We start from the raw sequence: 19,722 nt of genomic DNA on the forward strand, positions 1-19,722 counted from the left end.
CGGGAGCCTAGACCGCTACTTGGCGGCGGCGCGATCGAGCGCGAGATTCAACGCCAATACGTTAACGCGCGGTTCGCCAAGCAGGCCGAGCAGACGGCCCTGGACGTTGGAAGCCACAAGCTGCTTCACCGCCTCTTCCGGCATATTCCGGGCCTTGGCAACGCGCGGCACCTGGAATTGCGCGGCTTCCGGCGAGATATCCGGATCGAGGCCGCTGGCAGAGGTGGTGACGAGGTCGACCGGCACGGCCGCGTTCGGATTCTCCGCTTTCAGCTTGTCCACGTCTTCCTTCAGCCGGTCGGCCAGCGCCTTGCTGGTCGGGCCGAGATTGGAGCCGCCCGAGTTGGCGGCGTTGTAGGGCGCCGAGACGGTCTTGGTCGAATCATTCGGGTCCGGCGCCAGGGTCGCCGAGGGGCGGCCGTGGAAATATTTGTCGTCCTTGAACTCCTGCCCGATCAGGGCGGAGCCGATCACCTTGCCATCCTTCTCGATCAGGCTGCCTTGCGCCTGGGCGGGAAAGAGCATGCCCGCGATGCCGGTCATGGCGAGCGGATAGGCCAAGCCCGTGATGGCAGTGAGCACCAGCAGGAGGACGATGGCGGGGCGGATTTCTCTGAGCATATCAAATCTCCAGTTATTTCGTCATTGCGAGCGAAGCATCTCTGTCGTCGTTCCGGGGCGATGCAAGGCATCGAACCCGGAACCTCGAGATTCTCAGGTGCGCAATTGCGCACCGTAGTTCGCCTCTTCGAGGCGCCCCGGAATGACAGAGAGAATTTGCTCCTCGCATGACAACGATCAGGCCAGGTGCAAGGCGACGACGACAAGGTCGATCGCCTTGATCCCGATGAAGGGAATGACGATGCCGCCAAGACCGTAGATCAGCAGGTTACGTCGCAACAGTGCGCCGGCACCGACGGCGCGGTAGGCGACGCCCTTCAGCGCGAGCGGAATCAGCGCGATGATGACAAGCGCGTTGAAGATGATCGCCGACAGGATGGCGCTCTGCGGGCTCGACAGGTTCATGACGTTGAGCACGTTGAGCTGCGGGTAGAACGCCAAAAACATCGCCGGGATGATCGCAAAGTATTTTGCAACGTCGTTGGCGATCGAGAACGTCGTCAGCGCGCCGCGCGTCATCAGCAGTTGTTTGCCGATCTCGACCACCTCGATCAGCTTGGTCGGGTTGGAATCGAGATCGACCATGTTGCCGGCCTCGCGGGCCGCCTGCGTGCCGGTGTTCATGGCGACGCCGACATCGGCCTGGGCGAGCGCCGGCGCATCATTGGTGCCGTCGCCGCACATCGCCACCAGCTTGCCCTTGGCCTGCTCGTCGCGGATCAGCTTGAGCTTGTCCTCGGGGGTTGCCTGCGCCAGGAAATCGTCGACGCCGGCTTCCGCCGCGATCGCGGCGGCCGTCATCGGGTTGTCGCCGGTGATCATGATGGTGCGGATGCCCATGCGGCGCAGCTCGGCAAAGCGCTCGCGGATGCCGCCCTTGACGATATCCTTGAGCTGGATGACGCCGAGCAGCTTGCCGTCCTTCGCGACGGCCAGCGGCGTGCCGCCGGCTTTCGAGATCTCGTCGGCGATGATCTGGATCTCGCGGCCGACCTCCGAGAGCTCCGCAGGCTGGATCGCGCGGGCGGTGTTGCCGGAGGCAACGGCCAGAGGCGCGCCGCCGCCGACATAGTTGAGCATGGCATCGACCGCGCCCTTGCGCACCGACGAGCCGCCGGCATCGACGCCGCTCATGCGGGTCTGCGCCGTGAACGGGATGAAGGTTGCCCCGAGCTCGGCCATGTCGCGGCCGCGGATGCCATACTTCTCCTTCGCCAGCACGACGATGGAGCGGCCTTCCGGCGTCTCGTCGGCGAGCGAGGCGAGCTGAGCCGCGTCCGCCAGCTCCTGCTCGGTGACGCCGCGAACGGGGCGGAACGCGGTCGCCTGACGATTGCCGAGCGTGATCGTTCCGGTCTTGTCGAGCAGCAGCGTGTCGACGTCGCCGGCCGCCTCGACGGCGCGGCCCGACATCGCCAGCACGTTGAAGCGCACCAGGCGGTCCATGCCGGCAATGCCGATCGCCGACAGCAGCGCACCGATCGTAGTCGGGATCAGCGTCACGAACAGCGCGACCAGCACGACTACCGAGATCGAGCCGCCGGCATAGGCCGCATAGCTCGGAATCGTGACGGTGGCGAACACGAAGATGATGGTGAGGCCGGCGAGCAGGATGTTGAGCGCGATCTCGTTCGGCGTCTTCTGACGCTCGGCGCCCTCGACCAGCTTGATCATGCGATCGATGAAGGTCGAGCCCTGCGCGGCGGTGATGCGGACGCGGATCCAGTCCGACAGCACCTGCGTGCCGCCCGTCACCGCCGAGCGGTCGCCGCCTGACTCGCGGATGACGGGCGCGGATTCGCCGGTGATGGCGGCCTCGTTGACGGAGGCGACGCCCTCGATCACCTCGCCGTCGGAGGGGATGGTGTCCCCCGCTTCGACCAGCACGATGTCGCCGACCTTCAGGCTCGTACCCGGAACCAGCTTGAAGGCCTGGCCGGTGCCGGTGAGCAGCTTGGCCTGGCTCTCGGTGCGGGTCTTGCGCAGCGATTCAGCCTGCGCCTTGCCGCGGCCTTCGGCGACCGCCTCGGCGAAGTTCGCAAACAGCACGGTGAACCAGAGCCAGAGGATGATCTGGAACGTGAAGCCGAGATTCGCGCCGCCGGTGACGAGGTCGCGCAGGAAGATCACGGTGGTGAGCGCGGCCACGATCTCGACCACGAACATCACGGGATTCTTCACCATCAGTCGCGGGTCGAGCTTGGTGAAGGAGGCGCGGATCGCGGGCACTACGATCCTGGGATCGAGCATCGCCGATACGGCAGCACGTTTTTGCAGTTTCATCGTATCCATGGAGGTCACTCCAAACCAATCGGAAGATTGTCGATCAGAAGACTTGTCGATCAGAAGACTTGCGGTCAGAAGACTTGGCCGGCGTTCATCGCGAGGTGCTCGACGATGGGGCCGAGTGCGAGGGCCGGAAAGAACGTCAAGCCGCCGATGATCAGGATGACGCCGACAACAAGGCCGACGAACAGCCCGCCCGTGGTCGGGAAGGTGCCCGCCGACGGAGGGATCGATTTCTTGGCGGCGAGCGAGCCCGCGATCGCCATCGCCGGAACGATCATGAAGAAGCGGCCGACGAACATCGCGCTTGCCAGCGTGAGGTTGTAGAAGAGGGTGTTACCGGTCAGGCCCGCGAAGGCCGAGCCGTTGTTGCCGGTCGCCGACGTGAAGGCATAGAGCACCTCGGTGAAACCGTGCGGACCGGCGTTGGCCATGGAGGCGACCGCCGCCGGATAGACCACACCGACCGCGGTCCAGCCGAGATACATCAGCGGCAGCACCAGGATCGCGAGCATCGCCATCTTGACCTCGCGCGCCTCGATCTTCTTGCCGACATATTCCGGCGTGCGGCCGACCATCAGGCCGGCCACGAAGATCGCGAGCACGACGAACAACAGCATGCCGTAGAGGCCTGCGCCGACGCCGCCGACGATGATCTCGCCGAGCTGCATGTTGATCAGCGGGATCATGCCGCCGAGCGCGGTAAAGCTGTCATGCATGGCGTTGACGGCGCCGCACGAGGCGGCCGTCGTGATCACGGCGAACAGCGAGGACGCGACGAGGCCGAAGCGAACCTCCTTGCCTTCCATGTTGCCGCCGGTCAGGCCCAGCGCATGCATGGTAGAGGTGCCGTTGGCTTCCGCCCAGTAGGTGACCGCGACACCGGCGACGAAAAGCACGCCCATCACGGCGAGGATCGCCCAGCCCTGGCGCTGGTTGCCGACCATGCGGCCAAACACGTTGGTGAGCGCAGCCCCGAGCGCGAAGATCGACAGCATCTGCACGAAGTTCGACAGCGCGGTCGGGTTCTCGAAGGGATGCGCGGCGTTGGCGTTGAAGAAGCCGCCGCCATTGGTGCCGAGCATCTTGATCGCGACCTGCGAGGCGACCGGGCCGACCGCGATGGTCTGCTTGGCGCCTTCGAGCGTGGTGGCCTCGACATAGTCGCCGAGCGTCTGCGGGATGCCCTGCCAGACCAGGAACAGCGTGTAGACGACGCAGATCGGCAGCAACACGTAGAGGGTACAGCGCGTCACGTCGACCCAGAAATTGCCGACCGTGCGCACCGAGGCGCGCGAGAAGCCGCGAATCAGGGCCATCGCCAGCGCGATGCCGGTGGCCGCCGACAGGAAGTTCTGGTGCGTCAGGCCGAGCATCTGCACGAGATAGGACAGCGTGCTCTCGCCGCCGTAGTTCTGCCAGTTGGTGTTGGTGATGAAGGAGATCGCGGTATTGAAGGAGAGATCCTGCGCAACCGCCGACTGCCCGGCCGGATTGAAGGGCAGCACGGCCTGGAGCCGCATCACGCCGTAGATGATCAGGAAGCCGCCGACATGGAACAGCAGCATGGCGACCGTGTAGGTCAGCCAATGCTGCTCACGACGCTCGTCGACGCCGGAGATCCAGTAGATCCCGGCTTCGATCGGACGCAGCACCGGCGACAGGAAGGTCCGCTCGCCGTTGAACACGCGCGTCATGTACCAGCCGAGCGGCTTGGCCAGCGCGACGATAATGACGCAGAAAAGAATGATCTGGAGCCAACCGATCATGGTCATGGCATTAACCCTTCAGGCTTTGTGTCCGGCGCAAGAGCGGCAGGAGCAGCGCAAGCAGGCCCGCGACGAGTGCGACGTCCGCCAGCAGCAATTCGGCAAGCAGCAGCACGGTTCAGAACCGCTCGGGCCGCAGCAGTGCATAAGTGAGGTAGAACAGGAGGCCGAACGAGACGGCACCGGCGAGCGCATAATCGAAAATCATGGTGTGCTCCATCACAGCCGTTCGCAGGCGTAGGTGTAGCCGATCGCGAGGGCAAAGAAGACGAAGCCCAGCGCCAGCATCAGAATGTCCATCATGGCGATACTCCTCAATGCGAGACGATCTCCGGCATTGCCCGCCGGCGGGCCGCTTGCTGCGGGCGAATGCAACACGTGTCTCTCCCGGCCGGGAACGTCACCGCGCCGAAGTGCCACCGCGCACATAGGTTTTCGAGATGAGGCCTATGGCGACGTTATAGGAATCTCATAAAGGCCGGCCCGTCGTAGCCGCCGGCCGTACGACACGGACGACGCATTCCAGGCGATCGTTCCAGGCAGGCTGCGCAGCGACGCAATCCACCAACGCTTTCGCCTCCCGTTGTTACGGCGGGCCGAGGCCAAGGTCTTTTCAAAAAGCCCTGCTTCTATAAGCCTCCACCTACGACCGAGACGGCAGGCGAGGATCTGTCGGTCTTACACGGAAGAATCCGGGCACTTATGAAATCCCTATATCTCTCGCCCGATCCCCATCTCGTTTTCAAATGCCCTCCCGGCCATCTTGGCAATGCCGGCCGACTGACCGACGCCAACTCCGGGAGGCCTGACATGACCGCCGCTCTCCGACGTCTCGACCCACCATCCCTCAGCCAGCGGCTTCACGCGGCGCCGGCGATGACGCGACCGCTGATGCACGACGTCATCGATTATGCTTGCCGGCGCATCCCCTCGCTCGGCCAGAACGAACGCACCACGCGCGTCATGCGCCTGATCGACGCCGAGGCCTGGGCCGATGCGGCGCTGGCGCTGATCGAGCTCGAGCTGCCGCTATGGCAGGTCCGCCGCATCGCCTATGACGAGGGCGAGTGGCACTGCGCGCTCTCGCGCGAGCGTGAGCTGCCGGACTGGCTCGACGCTGCGGTCGAGGCACGCCACGCCGACCTCGCACTGGCCCTGCTGTCGGCCTTCGTCGAGGTCCGGGCATTGGCCGTGGACGTATCGCGGCCGAGCGTTCCCTCCGTTCGTCCTGTGCGGGATCCGCTCTACGAGCCGGTCGCCTGCGACAATTTCGGCTAGAGCAGCCTGACGGGTTCACACCTTGTCGCAAGCTCCGGACATGCCGCACAAGCTGAGCCCGGCGCGCGTGATCGCACGCTTCGCCGTCCGCATCGCGCTGCTCGCCGCCTTTGCCGCATTCGGTAGCGTCGGTTTCGGCCGAAGCCTTGCCGTTCTGCTCTGGATGTCGATCGTCCTGTGCGCGCTCGCCGGCCTCATCAGGCGCGAAGCGCTGTTCGGCCCTGCCCTCAATCATTGGGACGAAGCTGCTGCATTCGGTGCGCTCTTCGCGCTGGTCCACATTGCCAATGATGTGACCTGAGCGGTCGGCTTTATGACCTTCCTATGAGATCACCGCGCACCCGCCCTCGAAATCATATTCGCGAGACGGGATATTGAGCGCGCAGGCAGGGACATGCATCCCGCGCCGGCGTCGTTCAGAAGGAATACATCCGTGAAACTCGTCGACCCTCCCTCGTGCACCTCCACCTCAACCATCGTCCTTATCGGCCGCAACCACCGGGGACAATGGGTCGCGCAGGAGCAGAACGGCCTCTATGGCGGCTTGTTCGTCAGCCGCGCCCAGGCCGTCAAATATGCGCTGTTCGAGAACGGACAGCATCCGGAGACCATCGTCGAGCTGCCGCGCGAGATCGAGCTCGACATGGGCAAGAGCCCCAATGCCATCGTCTCGCGGCGCGCCGCCTGAGCCGGCGCCATCCGGCGGAAAAGCCATGTTCACTCCTCCTGCTGCCTGGTTCACAGGCTTCATTCCGGACCTGCCGACGCCGCTCGACGCGGCGGACGCAATCGATCTCAAGGCGTTCACCGCGCTCTGCGAGCGCCAGGTCGCGGCTGGCGTCCCCGCGATCGTAGTCTGCGAGACGGCCGGCGAGGCGCCGACGCTCTCCCCGGCCGAGCAGGAGCTCGTCATTCGCACCGCGGTGGACGTCGCCCGCGGCCGGGTGCGGATCATCGCCGGCGCGATGTCGAACGCGACCAGCCAGGCCATCGCGCTCGCGCGGTGCGCGGAGGCCGCCGGCGCCGATGCCGTGATGGCGGTGGTGCCGGCCTACAACAAGCCGATGCAGGAGGGGATGCTCGCGCATTTCCGGGCCATCGCCGGTGCAACCGGCTTGCCCGTAATCCTGCACGATATTCCCTCCCGCACGCTGCGCCCGCTCGCCGACGAGACGCTTCTGCGTCTCGTCGAATCCCGCCAGTTCGTCGGCCTGCGCGATGGAAGCTGCGACATCGCCCGTCCGATGCGCCTCGCCCGGTTGCTCCCGGCCGGCTTTCGCCTGCTCTCCGGCGACGACGTCACCGCGTTCGGCTACATCGCAAGCGGCGGCGACGGGGCGATCTCGGAAGTCTCCAACATCGCCCCCGATCTGTGCCGCATGATCTTCTCGCAGGTCAGGCAAGGCCGCTTGCAATCGGCACGGTACCTGCACAGGCGCCTCATCCCGCTCATCACATGCCTCTCCAAGGACGGCCCGGCGGCGCTCAAGAGCGCGCTGAGCGTGCTCGGCCTGATGTCACCGGCGACGAGGCTGCCGATCGTGCCGCTGGACGCGGCCGCGCAGCGGGAGGTGGTACGCGCCTTCGCCGCGATCGCCGACGAGGAGTTGATCGACCGCGTCGGCGCCTGACGCCTCGCGCAGTCGTTCGGATCTCGCATGCCGCCATCAGTTGAAGATCATCGGAGGCTGCTCGGCGCCTGGCAGCTGGCGATCCTGCGCTTTGCCGTGACGCTGAGCGACTCCGACAGGCACAATGTCGCCGCACTCGCGGTTGAACTCGATCGTCTCGGCGGCCGGCGCAGCGGCGAGGACTCGCTGCACTTCTTCCGGCGCACCAGCTCCCGTCTCTGCGCGGCCATCGACGGCCGGCAGCAAGACGCGGAGGCGACCCTGGACTGCTTCTGCAAGCAGATCGAGGAGCCGCGGCTGCGGCTCGCCTTCGCCGCCGCCGTCGGGCTGGCGCGTTCGAAGCCTGCGCGATCCAAACCGCAACCGAAACGCGACCAAAACCTCTTCAGAGGACTGCTGGCGCGACCGCCGGCGCCTTTATGACTTTCCTATACGGCAACTGCGGCGGTCACCTCGCAATCATACGCAGCGGTTGCCATCATACGGGACAGATCGGAGCGGCCGTCTCGCCACTCCGGATAAGGACTGAAAAAATGTCGATTCTGACACATGGCCTTGACCGCCCCTTCGTGCCTGGGCGTTCGGCGCGCATCTCCGAGGCACGCAAGGCGCAGCTCAAAGGTTTCGCTCTCGGCACACTGACGCTGCTCTCGATGGGTAGCGTGCTCACCGCGCTGATCGCGCTGAGGACCGCAATCTATGTCTGGCACATGCACGGCTGACCCGCAGGGAGGCCCCTATGACCTTGCAGATGTGCGAGGAAGCCGCCATGGCCGCAATTGCGCTTCAGGCTTCCCGTCGCCGCCCCGACACCAGGCAGGCGGCGGCGCTCAAGCCACTCGATCCGGATGTCGTCAGCGCCGCCATTCCCGCGTTCTTCATTGGACGCAACAGCGCCGGCCTCTGGGTCGCGCGCGAAGCGAACGGACGTGTCGGCGGCCTGTTCCTGTTCAAGAGCTCGGCGGTGGATTTCGCCAACCGTCAGAGCGCGCCGGCGCGGTGCGCGCTGGTGTTTCCCGCCGAGACCTTCGAGCTCGACATCGAGAACCGCGGCAATCCGCTGATTGTGCTCGCGGAGGGAGCGAGGCAGCTTCTTGCACGCGTGACCGCGAGACGGCGGACATGATCGAGCTCAAGATCGCGATCCTGGTTGTGTTGATGGGAGCATTGCTGCTCGGCATGCGCATCGGCGCGGCGCCCGCCCCGGACAAGTAGCGTGCAGCTCCTCAAGGGAAATCTCGAGCACGCAGTCACCACGACGATCCTGACCATGACGCTGAGCCTGGTCTGGGGCGCGGTCCTGACGATCGTGATCACGCTCGTCGCGCGGGGGCTCGGGGTCTAGCCTTTACCTCTTCACGCGCCAGTTCCGCCGCCGTGACCTCGATCGGCCGGCCGCTGCGTTCGACGCGCGCCTGGATCAGTGCGCCCTGGAGCGCCGACGTGCAGAGCACGGCAAGCGCCTGCGCCAGCCGGCCATGGACGCCATGCGGACGGCGATCGAGCGTGAATTGACCATGGCTGCCTACGAGGCGAGCAGCCGTGCCCGCAAGGAGGTCGCGATGCCGGCTTGAGGCCATGTATCCCGCGGAAAATACCCGGCCGATCTGGCGCAATTTCACGGAACCGTGTAGAGCGGTTTCATGAGCACAAGCAGCGTCAACGTCGTCGCCCACCCTCTGGTCCAGCACAAGCTCTCGCTGATGCGGGAGAAGGACCGCTCGACCAAGAGCTTTCGCGAGATCCTGAACGAGATCGGGATGCTGCTCGGCTACGAGGTGACGCGCGACCTGCCGCTGGAGCTGGTCGAGATCGAGACGCCGATCGCATCGATGCGGGCGCCGAAGATCGCCGGCAAGAAGCTCACGCTGGCGCCGATCCTGCGCGCCGGCGTCGGCTTCCTCGACGGCATGCTGGCGCTGATGCCCTCGGCGCGCATTGCCCATATCGGGCTCTACCGCGACCCCGAAACATTGCAGGCCGTGGAATATTACTTCAAGGCGCCGCAGGACCTGTCCGACCGCACCGTGATCCTGATGGACCCGATGCTGGCGACCGGCAACTCGGCCTGCGCCGGCGCGTCCCTGCTCAAGAACCGCGGCGCCCGCGACATCCGCTTCGTGTGCCTTCTGGCCGCGCCGGAAGGCATCGCGCAGTTCCAGAGCGAACATCCCGACGTGCCGATCTGGACCGCCGCAATCGACGAGCGGCTCAACGACCACGGCTACATCGTGCCGGGCCTGGGCGATGCCGGCGACCGGATGTTCGGCACCAAGTAGACAGTTTTGCGCGATCGGGTTACTCCGGGCGCCATGAGCTCCAACGAATTTTCGCTGCAATCGCTGATCTGCACCGAGGCCTTCGCGGATCCCGCCTTCGTGTTCGACGGCACGCCGGTCTCGCGCGCGGAATTCTCGGCAAATATCGAAAAGACCGCGGCCTGGCTTGCTGCGCAGGGTGTCGGCAAGGGCGACGTCGTCGCGGTCTGGCTGGTCAACCGGATCGAATGGGTCGCGCTGCTGTTCGCCGCCGCCCGCCTCGGTGCGGTCGTCTCCGCCGTCAATACCCGCTACCGCAGCGCGGAAGTCGCCCATCTGCTTCGCTTGTCCGGCGCCAGGCTGATGGTGGTCGAGGCCGCGTTCCGCTCGATCGACTTTGCCGCCATCCTCGCCGATATCGCCAAGGACGAGGTGCCCGCGCTGCGGCAGCTTGCAGTGGTCGGCGCGGATACGATCCCGGCGCACTGGCCGTGTGTACGGTTCGATGCGTTCGACCAACCCTATCCGCCGGCCCCGCCCGCCCAGGATGACGTCGACCTCCCCGTGCTGCTCTACACCACGTCGGGCACGACCAAGGGACCGAAGCTCGTCGCGCATTCGCAGCGGACGCTGGCCGCGCACGCCGCCGCCGTCGCCAGGGCGCTAAGCCTCGCGCCGCAAAACCATTCGCTCCTCGCCATGCTGCCGTTCTGCGGCACCTTCGGCATGACGAGCCTGCTCGGCTTCATCGCGGCGGGCGCGACCATCCATGTGCTCGACGCCTTCGAAGCGGCGCCGGCGCTGAAGATCCTCGGCGAGCATGAGATCACGCACGCCTTCGGCTCCGACGAGATGTTTCGCCGCATCCTCGCCCTCACCGACGTGGCCCGTCCCTTCCCCCGTGCCGAGGTGTTCGGCTTCGCTGCGTTCCAGCCCGGCTGGCGTGAGCTTGCCGCGGAGGCCGAGGCGCGCGGCATGCCGCTTTACGGCCTCTACGGTTCGAGCGAGGTGCAGGCCCTGTTCTCGATCGGCCGCGCCAGCGACGCGTTCGCCGACCGGATCGAGGGCGGCGGCTGGCCGATGTCGCCGGAGGCCAGGGTCCGCGTCCGCGACACCGAGACCGGCGAACTCGCAGCTCCCGGCGTCTCCGGCGAGATCGAGATCAGCGCGCCGTCACGCTTCCTCGGCTACTTCAACAATCCCGACGCCACGCGCGACGCGATTACCGCGGACGGCTTCTTCCGCACCGGCGACATCGGCCGGCTGCGCGGCGACGGCTCCTTCGTCTACGAGACCCGCGCGGGCGATGCGATGCGGCTCGGCGGCTTCCTTGTCGCGCCCGGCGAGATCGAGGACGAGCTCAAGTCCTGCGCAGGTGTTGCCGACGCCCAGGTCGTCGCGGTCGACCTGAAGGGAAACGCACGCTGCGTCGCTTTTGTGATTCCAGCAGGGGAGCCGCCTCAACAGGAGATGCTGGTCGCGCACCTGCGCGAACGGCTCGCCGGGTACAAGTTGCCGGCACGAATCTATGTCGTCGACGCTTTCCCCGTCACCGACAGCGCCAACGGTGTGAAAATCCAGCGCGCCCGGCTTCGTGCCATGGCGATGGAGCGGATTGCCGCCGAATAGGCCGGCCACCTCCTCGACGATCTCGTCATGGACGCTCGCGATGATGAACTGAGCTAGCGCGCGGGCCCGCGAAGCCGCGCCGAAAGCGCGTCGCGATGCTCGGGCGCCGCGATCGCGATCATGCGGCGCGCGCGCTCGGCAAGGCCGCAGCCACGCAGCTCCGCAACGCCCCATTCGGTGACGATGGCATCGACATCGGCGCGCGGTGTCGTCACCGTCTCGACGTCAGCGACGATCCGGCTGGTCCCGTCGGAGGCCGTCGCCGGCAGCGCGATGATCGCCCTTCCGCCGCAAGAGGCGTTGGCGCCGCGCACGAAATCGAGCTGCCCGCCGATGGCGCCGATCGCGACGCCATTCAGCGTCTCGGAATTGACGCTGCCGTCGAGGCCGACCTGAAGCGCCGAATTGATCGCGACCAGCCGGTTGATCCGCGCCAGCACGTTCTGGCCGTGCGTATAGGACGTCGGCCGCACCGCGACCGCCTTGTTCTCGTGCACGAAGCGATAGAGCCGCCGGGTCCCGATCACCTGGTTGGTGACGGTGATGCCGGCATCGATGCCCTTCTCCGCATTCGTCACCGCGCCGCGCTCGATCAGGTCGACGACGGCATCGTTGATCAGGCCGGAATGGATGCCGAGACGGCGCGCATGCGACAGCGAGGACAGGATCGCATCCGGAATTCGGCCGACGCCGAACTGGAGCGTGCTGCCGTCGGCGATCAGGCCTGCCGCATGCGCGGCGATGCGGCGCGAAACGTCATCGAGCGGCGTCGACGCCAATTCAACTGGCGGCCTGCGGGCTGCCACGCGAACATGGATCGGCACGTCCTCCGGCCATTCGGCGCCGAACGTAAAGGGCGTATCCGGATTGATCTCGGCGATGACGAGGCGTGCGCCGCGCGCGGCATCGATGACGTAGTCGTTGGAGAGGCTGGCGCTGAGCCGCCCTTCGAGCTCCGCAAGCTGCACCAGAACGACATCGGCCTTGTAGCGGCGCGCCGCGAAGTCGGCACAGAAGGCGCTGTAATTGCTCGGGATCACGTCGAGCCGCCCCGCTTTCGCGAGCCGCCGCGAATTGCCGATCACGCCGTAGCTCTGGAACGACACATTTCCCGCGCACGACGCCGAAAACGTCTCCGAGAACACTGGCCCGATCATCATGCGGAAGGGCGGAAGCCGAGCTGCCTGCGCCATCAGCGCTTCCGTCAGCGTGACCGGCTCCGCCGTCGCCTGCCCGCACACGACGAGATCATCCTTCCGGACCAGGCCGGCAAAATCGATCGGCGAGCTGTCCTCGGGCATCGGCAATCCTCCCGGCCGATCCGCGGGCAACCTAGTACGACTTCGCCAGCCCCAGTACCTTTTCCGCGATGAAGCTGAGCGCGAGCTGCGGGCTGACCGGCGCGATGCGCGGGATCAGCACTTCACGCAGATAACGCTCGACGTGGAACTCCTTGGCATAGCCGAAGCCGCCATGGGTCATCACGGCCTGCTCGCAGGCATGGTAGCCGGCTTCGCCTGCGAAATATTTCGCGGCATTCGCGCCAGCGCCGCAGGGCAAGCCCTTGTCGTATTGCCAGGCCGCCTGCATCACCATCAGCCAGGCCGCCTCGAGCTCGACCCAGTTCACCGCGAGCGGATGCTGGATGCCCTGGTTCTTGCCGATCGGGCGGTTGAAGACGACGCGGGTCTTGGCGTATTCGGTCGCGCGCGACAGCGCGAGCTTGCCGAGGCCGACGGCTTCCGCCGCGATCAGGATGCGCTCGGGGTTCATGCCTTCGAGGATGTACTGGAAGCCCTTGCCCTCTTCGCCGATGCGGTCCTCCATCGGGATCTCGAAATCCTCGAAGAACAGCTCGTTGGAATCGACGACCTTGCGGCCCATCTTCTCGATCTCGTGGACCTTGATCTTCTTGCGGTCGAAGTCGGTGTAGAACAGGCTGAGGCCGTGGGTGGGCGAGCGCACCTCTTCCAGCGGCGTGGTGCGCGCCAGCAGCAGGATCTTGTGCGCGACCTGCGCGGTCGAGATCCATACCTTCTGGCCGTTGACGATGTAGCGGTCGTTCTTGGCGACCGCGCGGGTCTTGAGCTGGGTGGTGTTGAGGCCGGTATTGGGCTCGGTGACGGCGAAGCACGCCTTCTCGCGGCCCTCGACCATCGGCGGCAGCATGCGCTTGCGCTGCTCCTCGGTGCCGAACACGACGACGGGATTGAGCCCGAACACGTTGATATGCACGGCCGAGGCGCCGGACATGCCGGCGCCGGATTCGGCAATGGTACGCATCATGATCGCCGCTTCCGTGATGCCGAGCCCCGAGCCGCCATAGGCCTCCGGCACGCAGATGCCGAGCCAGCCGGCGTCGGCCAGCGCCTTGTGGAAATCGTGCGGAAAGCCGCCGTCATGGTCCTTCTTTAGCCAGTAGGCATCGGGAAAGCCTTCACAGATCTTGGCGATGGCATCGCGAATGGCTTCCTGCTGATCGGTGAGCGCGAAATCCATGTTCTTGATCTCCTGATTGGGAGCAGCAGAGGCTCCGATCCTAGCGCCCCATCTGCGAGGGCAGCCAGAGAATGATGCTCGGAAACGCCACCAGGATCGCGATCGCGATCAGATGGGCGATGAAATGCGGGAAAGTGCCGTGGAACACTTCCGCCACCGGCCGCTTGGCATAGCGGGCGACGATGAAGCAGTTCAGCCCGACCGGCGGCGTGATCATGCCGACCTCGGCGGTGACGATCTTGATGACGCCGAACCAGATCGGATCGAAGCCGAGCGTCTTGATCAGCGGCAGCACGATCGGCACGGTCAGCACCAGGATGGCGATCTGGTCCATGAAGGAGCCGAGCACGATGTAGCCGCACAGGATCAGCGTGATGATCACCCAGCGCGAGGTCGGCAGACTGCCGATCCAGGCGACGAGGTCCTGCGTGACGTGGGTGAGCGTAAAGAAGTAGCCGAAGATCGAGGCGCCGACGAGGATCATGATGATCATGCAGGTGCCGTGGCAGGCCCGCAGCAGCGTCCGGTAAAGCGATGACGGCGTGATCTTGCCCTTGACGATCGCGAGCAGGAAGGCGCCGAACGCGCCGAAGGCGGAAGCCTCCGTCGGCGTGGCGACGCCGAGATAGATCGTGCCGGTCACGATCGAGAACAGCACCACCATCGGCGAGACTTGCCACAACAGCGCGAATTTTTCGCGCCACGGCACCGATTTCGCGGCGGGCGCGCGCGAAGGATCCTGCCAGACCAGGAAGTAGATCGTGGCCATGATGGTGATGGTGACGAGGATCGCGGGGATGATGCCGCTGATCAGGAGCTTGCCGATGTTCACCTCGGCGAGCAGGCCGAAGATGACGAGCGCGACGCTGGTCGGCAGCAGCATCGACAGCGTGCCTGATATCGCGACCACGCCGGCGGCCATCTTGGGCTCATAGCCCTGGCGGATCATCGCGGGAAGGCTGGTTGAGGACAGCGTCGCGGCGGAGGCCGTCGAGGTGCCGCAGATCGCGCCAAAACCTGCGCCGGCCAGCGCCGTCGCCATGCCGAGCCCGCCGGGAATGCGCCCGACCCAGGCCGACGCCGTCTTGAACAGGTCGTCCGCGACACCCGACAGCAGCACGAGGTCCGCCATCAGCAGGAACATCGGGATGGTGATCAGCTCGTAGGACGAGACAGTCGACAGCGGCGCGGTTTGCAGGATGCCGAACAATGTGCCCCATCCGCCGACCATCACGAGGCCGACCGAACCGGAGAAGGCCATTGCGAAGCCGACGGGCGTGCCGAGTGCCAGCAGGCCGAACAGCAGGGCGAGAACGATGAAAGGTGTCATGGATGCCTGCCGTTACTCAAAGCTTCGCGTTTCGCCGACGCCGGTCACCGGCGGCAGCGGATAGAGGTCGCGCCCGCTGACGAGGCTCAGCACATTGCCGACGAGCTGGAGCGCCAGCCGCAGCACCAGCACGCCGCAGCCGAACGGCACCAGCGCCGCCGATATCCAGGTCGGCCAGGCGATCGCACCGGCCAGCACGTCGTGCTGCTCGTAATTCTCCAGCGCACGCTCGAACCCGACCTTGCAGATCAGGACGAACACGAACAGGCCGGCGAGCGCGGTGATGATCTCGGACAGTCGCCGTCCCGCCGGCGAGAAGCGCGACAGAAGGATATCGACGCCGACATGCGCATGCTCGCGCAGCCCGTCCGACAGCGTGAAGAAGAACACGCCGGCCAGAAGATAGAGACCGATCAGATCATAGGTGAAGGCAAACGGACGGTTCAGCGCGTAGCGCATGAACACGTCGGTCACCACCAGCAGCATGATCACGAACAGGAACACCACCGCGATCACCGTCAGCGCGCGCTCCAGCGCGCCGAGCACATCTCCCGCCCGCTTGATCACTTCCAGCGCCTCCCTTTGCCGTATTTCATGGACGGTTACTTGGCGCCACCGGAGGCGAGCAGATCTTCAAACTCCTTCAGCGCGGCGGACGCCTGCTTGCCGCGGCTGTCGAGCCCGCTCGCCCACTCCTCGCCGACGCCCTTCAGCTTGTCCTTCATCTCGGCACGCGTCGCCTCCGGCAGCGGCTCGAAGCTGACGCCCTGGTCCTGAAGGTGCTTCCTGGTGGTCTCCGTCTCCTTGTCGACCTGCGCACAGGCGGTCGGCTCGATCGCCTCGGACGCCTCGTTCATCGCCTTCTTCACGTCGTCGGGCAGCTTGTCCCAGACCGACTGGTTGATGGAATAAGCGACGATGAAGCTGCCGAAGCTGACGCCTTCGGTGGCGTGCTTGACCAGCTTGTCCAGCCCATAGGCCACGACGCTTTCCATCGGGAATAGCAGGCCGTCCATGGTGCCGCGCGACAGCGATTCATAGGCATCGGGTGCAGCCATGCGCACCGGCACCGCGCCGAGCGCACGCAATGTCAGATCCTGCGCGCCGCCAGTGGTGCGCAGCTTCAGGCCCTGCATGTCCTTGGTCGTGTCGACCTTGGTTTTTGCGGTCCACACCTGATAGGGCGGCAGCACCACCTCGAACAGCAGCTTGATCTTGTTCGGCGCGTATTCCTGCTTGGCCAAAACGCCTTCGCGCGCGGTCTTCCAATAGGCGAGCGTGCCCTGGCAGCTCGTCTCAAAGGCCCCCGGCAACTGCGCGACTTCCGACAGCGGCATCTTGTCGGAGACGTAGGACGGCCCGATGTAGCCGATGTCGACCACACCGGACTGCGTCAACCGCAACATGTCGGCGGCCTTGCCGATCTGCTGGTTCGGATAATAGGTGAAGGTTACCGCGCCATTGGTGCGCTTGGTGACGTCGTCCATCCAGGGCTTGAGCAGCAGGCGAACCAGATAGTGGCCGGCGGGGAAGCTATCGGCGACCTTCAGCTCCAGCGCCTGCGCCTGAAACGTCGAGACCGGCAGCGCGAGCGCGAACACTGCTGCGGCCCAGACCTTGTTCTTCTTCATTTCGTTCTCCCTGACGCGTCCCATGCCGAAGGCGGCAGCCTTCGGCTGCCATCCGTCCGGCCCTCACTCCACTTCTTGCTTGAGGAAAATGTACATATACGTGAATTTATAAGTCAAGTATATGAACTATGCATGGGCCCATGCACGAAACATCGGGACGGTCGAATTGACACCTCAGATTTATGAATTCTAACTCCACGAATATGAATGCACCCAACGAGGCCCCATGGGACCGCTCGCCGGCTTCACCGTTCTCGACCTGACCTCCGTCCTGATGGGCCCGTACGGCACCCAGGTGCTGGCGGACATGGGCGCCGATGTCATCAAGGTCGAAAGCCCCGAGGGCGACATCGTCCGCCAGATCGGTCCCGGCCGCACGCCCGGCATGGGCGGGATGTTCCACAACGCCAATCGCGGCAAGCGCAGCATCGTCCTCGATCTCAAGAAGACGGAAGGCCGCGACACGCTGCTGCGGCTGGCCAGGCGCGCCAACGCGCTCGTCTATAATGTGCGCCCGCAGGCGATGGCGCGGCTCGGCCTCGACTACGAGACGCTGGCCGCGGTCAATCCCGCCCTCGTCTATGTCGGCGCCTTCGGCTACGGCCAATCCGGCCCCTACGCCGCAAAGCCCGCCTACGACGATCTGATCCAGGGCGCAGCGACCATTCCGACGCTGCTCGCAGCCGCCGGTGACGGCACGCCGCGCTACGTCCCTGTGACCATCGCCGACCGCGTCGTCGGTCTGATGATGGTCAACGCCATCATGGGCGGGCTGATGCACCAGCAGCGCACCGGCCAGGGCCAGCGCATCGACGTGCCGATGTTCGAATCGATGACCGAGTTCGTGCTGGTCGATCATCTCGGCGGCCTCACCTACGATCCGCCGCTCGACCATGGCGGCTATGTCCGCCTGCTCTCGCGCTACCGAAAGCCCTACAAGACCAGCGACGGCTATCTTTGCGTCCTGATCTACAACGACAAGCACTGGCGCAGCTTCTTCGAGGCGATCGGCCGGCCGGAATTCCTGCAGCAGCCGCGCTTCGCCAACCACGCGTCACGCACGAAACATATCGACGAGATCTATGAGGAGATCGGCCACATCTTCCTCACCCGCACCACCGCGGAGTGGCGCGAGCTGCTGGAGCACGCCGACATTCCGGTGATGCCGATGCACACCCTGGAGACGATTCTGGACGATCCGCATCTCAACGCGGTCGGCTTCTTCAGGACGGTCGATCACCCCGTGGAAGGCCGCATCCGCCAGATGCGGGTGCCTTCGACCTGGAGCGTGACCCAGCCGGAGCCGGCCGGCCCGGCGCCGACGCTCGGCCAGCATGGCCGCGACATTCTGCACGAGGCCGGCTTCTCGGCAGACGAGATCGAAGCGCTCGCGCAGCAGAAAGCCGTTCATCTGGCGGCGCCGCCTTAACGGCAGCGCCAGCCAAACCGCACGATACAGGGAGGAAATCGCGATGGCCGGACTTTATTTCGAGGACTTTTCCGTGGGCCAGGAGTTCAGGCATCCGCTGACCCGGACCGTCACGGAGATGGACAACACCATGTTCAGCCTGCTGACGCTCAACCCGCAGCCGCTGCATATCGACGCGCATTTCGCCGAAAAGACCGAGTTCGGCCAGCGCATTTTCAACAGCCTTTACACTCTCGGCATCATGATCGGCATGACGGTCTATGATACGACCATGGGCACCACCGTCGCCAATCTCGGCATGACCGACGTCACCTTTCCGAAGCCGGTCTTCCATGGCGACACCTTGCGGGCGACGACGAAGGTGCTTTCGTTGCGGGAATCCAAATCGCGCCCCAAGGCGGGCATCGTCGAGTTCGAGCACCACGCCCTGAACCAGAACGACGAGATCGTCGGAAAATGCCGCCGCATGGCGATGATGCACAAGAGGCCGGTCTGATGCGTTCGATGCTGTTCGTGCCGGGGGATTCCCCGCGCAAATTCGAGAAGGCGAGCCAAGGCAAGGCCGACGCGCTGATCATCGATCTCGAGGATTCCGTCGTCACCGAGAAGAAGGCGGAGGCGCGTGGGCTGACGCTGGCGATGCTGAAGAGCCGTCCCGGCCCACACCAGCTCTATGTCCGCGTCAACGCGCTCGACACCGGCATGACGCTGGCCGATCTCGCCGCGGTGATGCCGGGCAGGCCCGACGGCATCGTGCTGCCGAAATCGCAAGGCGGCGACGATGTGCGGCAGGTCGCGACCTGGCTCGAAGCACTCGAGGCGGCGGCCGGTATCGTGGTCGGCGCAACCCGCATCGTCTGCGTCGCGACGGAGACCGCCGGCTCGATCTTCGGGCTCGGCAGCTACAAGGGCTGCTCCCCTCGCCTCGCCGGCCTGATGTGGGGCGCGGAGGATCTCTCCGCCTCGTTGGGTGCCACAGAGAAGTCCTCGGGCGGCGTGTTCCACAGTCCCTATCGCCTCGCGCGCGATCTCTGCCTGATGGCAGCCGCCGCGGCCGAGGTCGCGCCGATCGACACTGTCTATACCGACATCGACAATCTGGCCGGCCTCGAGCAGGAAACCCGGGCGGCGCGGCGCGACGGGTTTTCGGCGAAGGCGCTGATCCATCCCAAGCATGTCGATGTCGTCAACGCGGCATTTGAGCCGACGGAAGCCGAGCGCAGTTGGGCGGAGAAGGTGATCGCGGCGTTCGCGAGCAATCCCAATTCCGGCACGCTGCGGCTCGACGGCCAGATGATCGACAAGCCGCATCTTCGCGCCGCGAAGAAGATCCTCGGCCAGTCCTAGATCAAGGGCATCGC

General features: G+C 65.4%; 23 protein-coding genes. 13 read left to right on the forward strand and 10 right to left on the reverse strand.

The features are described from left to right. Nucleotides 1–15: 15 nt before the first annotated feature. The 5 genes from AAFG50_RS33545 to AAFG50_RS33565 form a co-directional block, all read right to left on the reverse strand. Nucleotides 16–621: a K(+)-transporting ATPase subunit C gene (locus AAFG50_RS33545; protein ID WP_011089516.1), complete on the reverse strand. Its 606-nt coding sequence runs from the start codon at nucleotides 619–621 to the stop codon at nucleotides 16–18. 177 nt (nucleotides 622–798) lie between these two features. Continuing rightward, on the reverse strand, nucleotides 799–2,913 hold the full coding sequence (gene kdpB, locus AAFG50_RS33550) for a potassium-transporting ATPase subunit KdpB (protein ID WP_028174534.1): 2,115 nt from the start codon (nucleotides 2,911–2,913) through the stop codon (nucleotides 799–801). A gap of 65 nt (nucleotides 2,914–2,978) precedes the next feature. Beyond that, on the reverse strand, nucleotides 2,979–4,682 hold the full coding sequence (gene kdpA / locus AAFG50_RS33555) for a potassium-transporting ATPase subunit KdpA (RefSeq protein WP_028174533.1): 1,704 nt from the start codon (nucleotides 4,680–4,682) through the stop codon (nucleotides 2,979–2,981). A gap of 112 nt (nucleotides 4,683–4,794) precedes the next feature. Continuing rightward, a complete protein-coding gene (locus AAFG50_RS33560; protein WP_038965694.1) occupies nucleotides 4,795–4,884 on the reverse strand; it encodes a K(+)-transporting ATPase subunit F in 90 nt (29 codons plus the stop codon). 11 nt (nucleotides 4,885–4,895) lie between these two features. Further along, entirely contained in the window at nucleotides 4,896–5,054 is a 159-nt protein-coding gene (locus tag AAFG50_RS33565; protein ID WP_162185871.1) for a hypothetical protein, read from the reverse strand. Between the two features lie 432 nt (nucleotides 5,055–5,486). Between AAFG50_RS33565 and AAFG50_RS33570 the strand changes: the two genes are divergently transcribed. The 10 genes from AAFG50_RS33570 (at nucleotide 5,487) to AAFG50_RS33615 (ending at nucleotide 11,472) form a co-directional block, all read left to right on the forward strand. Next, nucleotides 5,487–5,954, forward strand: coding sequence for a hypothetical protein (locus AAFG50_RS33570; protein WP_028174532.1), 468 nt, complete (start codon nucleotides 5,487–5,489; stop codon nucleotides 5,952–5,954). Nucleotides 5,955–5,994: 40 nt separating this feature from the next. Next, nucleotides 5,995–6,255: a hypothetical protein gene (locus AAFG50_RS33575; RefSeq protein ID WP_028174531.1), complete on the forward strand. Its 261-nt coding sequence runs from the start codon at nucleotides 5,995–5,997 to the stop codon at nucleotides 6,253–6,255. 132 nt (nucleotides 6,256–6,387) lie between these two features. Further along, nucleotides 6,388–6,642 (forward strand): hypothetical protein, encoded by a 255-nt coding sequence (locus tag AAFG50_RS33580; protein WP_028174530.1) that lies wholly within the window; start codon nucleotides 6,388–6,390, stop codon nucleotides 6,640–6,642. A gap of 25 nt (nucleotides 6,643–6,667) precedes the next feature. Further along, nucleotides 6,668–7,585 (forward strand): 4-hydroxy-tetrahydrodipicolinate synthase, encoded by a 918-nt coding sequence (dapA, locus tag AAFG50_RS33585; protein ID WP_182869478.1) that lies wholly within the window; start codon nucleotides 6,668–6,670, stop codon nucleotides 7,583–7,585. A 27-nt stretch (nucleotides 7,586–7,612) separates the two neighbouring features. Further along, a complete protein-coding gene (locus AAFG50_RS33590; RefSeq protein ID WP_028174528.1) occupies nucleotides 7,613–8,008 on the forward strand; it encodes a hypothetical protein in 396 nt (131 codons plus the stop codon). A 110-nt stretch (nucleotides 8,009–8,118) separates the two neighbouring features. After that, nucleotides 8,119–8,307 carry a hypothetical protein gene (locus AAFG50_RS33595; protein ID WP_028174527.1) on the forward strand — a complete coding sequence of 63 codons (189 nt, stop codon included), beginning with the start codon at nucleotides 8,119–8,121 and terminating at the stop codon, nucleotides 8,305–8,307. A gap of 17 nt (nucleotides 8,308–8,324) precedes the next feature. Then, a complete protein-coding gene (locus AAFG50_RS33600; protein WP_028174526.1) occupies nucleotides 8,325–8,711 on the forward strand; it encodes a hypothetical protein in 387 nt (128 codons plus the stop codon). 90 nt (nucleotides 8,712–8,801) lie between these two features. Further along, the gene (locus AAFG50_RS33605) at nucleotides 8,802–8,930 is read left to right on the forward strand and encodes a hypothetical protein (RefSeq protein ID WP_018641127.1); all 129 of its coding nucleotides are present in this window, start codon (nucleotides 8,802–8,804) and stop codon (nucleotides 8,928–8,930) included. Nucleotides 8,931–9,228: 298 nt separating this feature from the next. Beyond that, nucleotides 9,229–9,864 carry a uracil phosphoribosyltransferase gene (gene upp, locus AAFG50_RS33610; RefSeq protein ID WP_028174525.1) on the forward strand — a complete coding sequence of 212 codons (636 nt, stop codon included), beginning with the start codon at nucleotides 9,229–9,231 and terminating at the stop codon, nucleotides 9,862–9,864. A 33-nt stretch (nucleotides 9,865–9,897) separates the two neighbouring features. After that, nucleotides 9,898–11,472 carry an AMP-binding protein gene (locus AAFG50_RS33615; RefSeq protein WP_028174524.1) on the forward strand — a complete coding sequence of 525 codons (1,575 nt, stop codon included), beginning with the start codon at nucleotides 9,898–9,900 and terminating at the stop codon, nucleotides 11,470–11,472. Nucleotides 11,473–11,525: 53 nt separating this feature from the next. Here AAFG50_RS33615 and AAFG50_RS33620 read toward each other — a convergent pair whose 3' ends face one another. From AAFG50_RS33620 to dctP, 5 genes are read right to left on the reverse strand one after another with little or no spacing between them, the layout of a single operon-like run. After that, complete coding sequence (locus AAFG50_RS33620) at nucleotides 11,526–12,773, reverse strand: acetyl-CoA hydrolase/transferase C-terminal domain-containing protein (protein ID WP_028174523.1); 1,248 nt, start codon at nucleotides 12,771–12,773, stop codon at nucleotides 11,526–11,528. A gap of 31 nt (nucleotides 12,774–12,804) precedes the next feature. Next, nucleotides 12,805–13,971 (reverse strand): acyl-CoA dehydrogenase family protein, encoded by a 1,167-nt coding sequence (locus AAFG50_RS33625; protein ID WP_028174522.1) that lies wholly within the window; start codon nucleotides 13,969–13,971, stop codon nucleotides 12,805–12,807. 40 nt (nucleotides 13,972–14,011) lie between these two features. Beyond that, the gene (locus AAFG50_RS33630; protein ID WP_011089531.1) at nucleotides 14,012–15,301 is read right to left on the reverse strand and encodes a TRAP transporter large permease; all 1,290 of its coding nucleotides are present in this window, start codon (nucleotides 15,299–15,301) and stop codon (nucleotides 14,012–14,014) included. Between the two features lie 12 nt (nucleotides 15,302–15,313). Beyond that, nucleotides 15,314–15,868, reverse strand: coding sequence for a TRAP transporter small permease (locus tag AAFG50_RS33635; RefSeq protein WP_011089532.1), 555 nt, complete (start codon nucleotides 15,866–15,868; stop codon nucleotides 15,314–15,316). A gap of 35 nt (nucleotides 15,869–15,903) precedes the next feature. Next, a complete protein-coding gene (gene dctP, locus AAFG50_RS33640) occupies nucleotides 15,904–16,932 on the reverse strand; it encodes a TRAP transporter substrate-binding protein DctP (protein WP_028174521.1) in 1,029 nt (342 codons plus the stop codon). 226 nt (nucleotides 16,933–17,158) lie between these two features. On the opposite strand from dctP, the gene AAFG50_RS33645 reads away from it, so the two are divergent. From AAFG50_RS33645 to AAFG50_RS33655, 3 genes are read left to right on the forward strand one after another with little or no spacing between them, the layout of a single operon-like run. Continuing rightward, nucleotides 17,159–18,361, forward strand: a complete 1,203-nt coding sequence (locus tag AAFG50_RS33645) for a CoA transferase (protein ID WP_028174520.1) — start codon at nucleotides 17,159–17,161, stop codon at nucleotides 18,359–18,361. Then, nucleotides 18,342–18,857: a MaoC family dehydratase gene (locus AAFG50_RS33650; protein WP_323922755.1), complete on the forward strand. Its 516-nt coding sequence runs from the start codon at nucleotides 18,342–18,344 to the stop codon at nucleotides 18,855–18,857. The genes AAFG50_RS33645 and AAFG50_RS33650 overlap by 20 nt, the downstream gene beginning before the upstream one ends. Further along, entirely contained in the window at nucleotides 18,857–19,708 is an 852-nt protein-coding gene (locus AAFG50_RS33655; protein WP_028174519.1) for a CoA ester lyase, read from the forward strand. The genes AAFG50_RS33650 and AAFG50_RS33655 overlap by 1 nt, the downstream gene beginning before the upstream one ends. The last annotated feature ends 14 nt before the right edge of the window (nucleotides 19,709–19,722 follow it).

The sequence above is a fragment of the Bradyrhizobium sp. B039 genome, from assembly GCF_038965675.1.
In the GTDB taxonomy this organism is placed as follows: Bacteria; Pseudomonadota; Alphaproteobacteria; order Rhizobiales; family Xanthobacteraceae; genus Bradyrhizobium; species Bradyrhizobium diazoefficiens.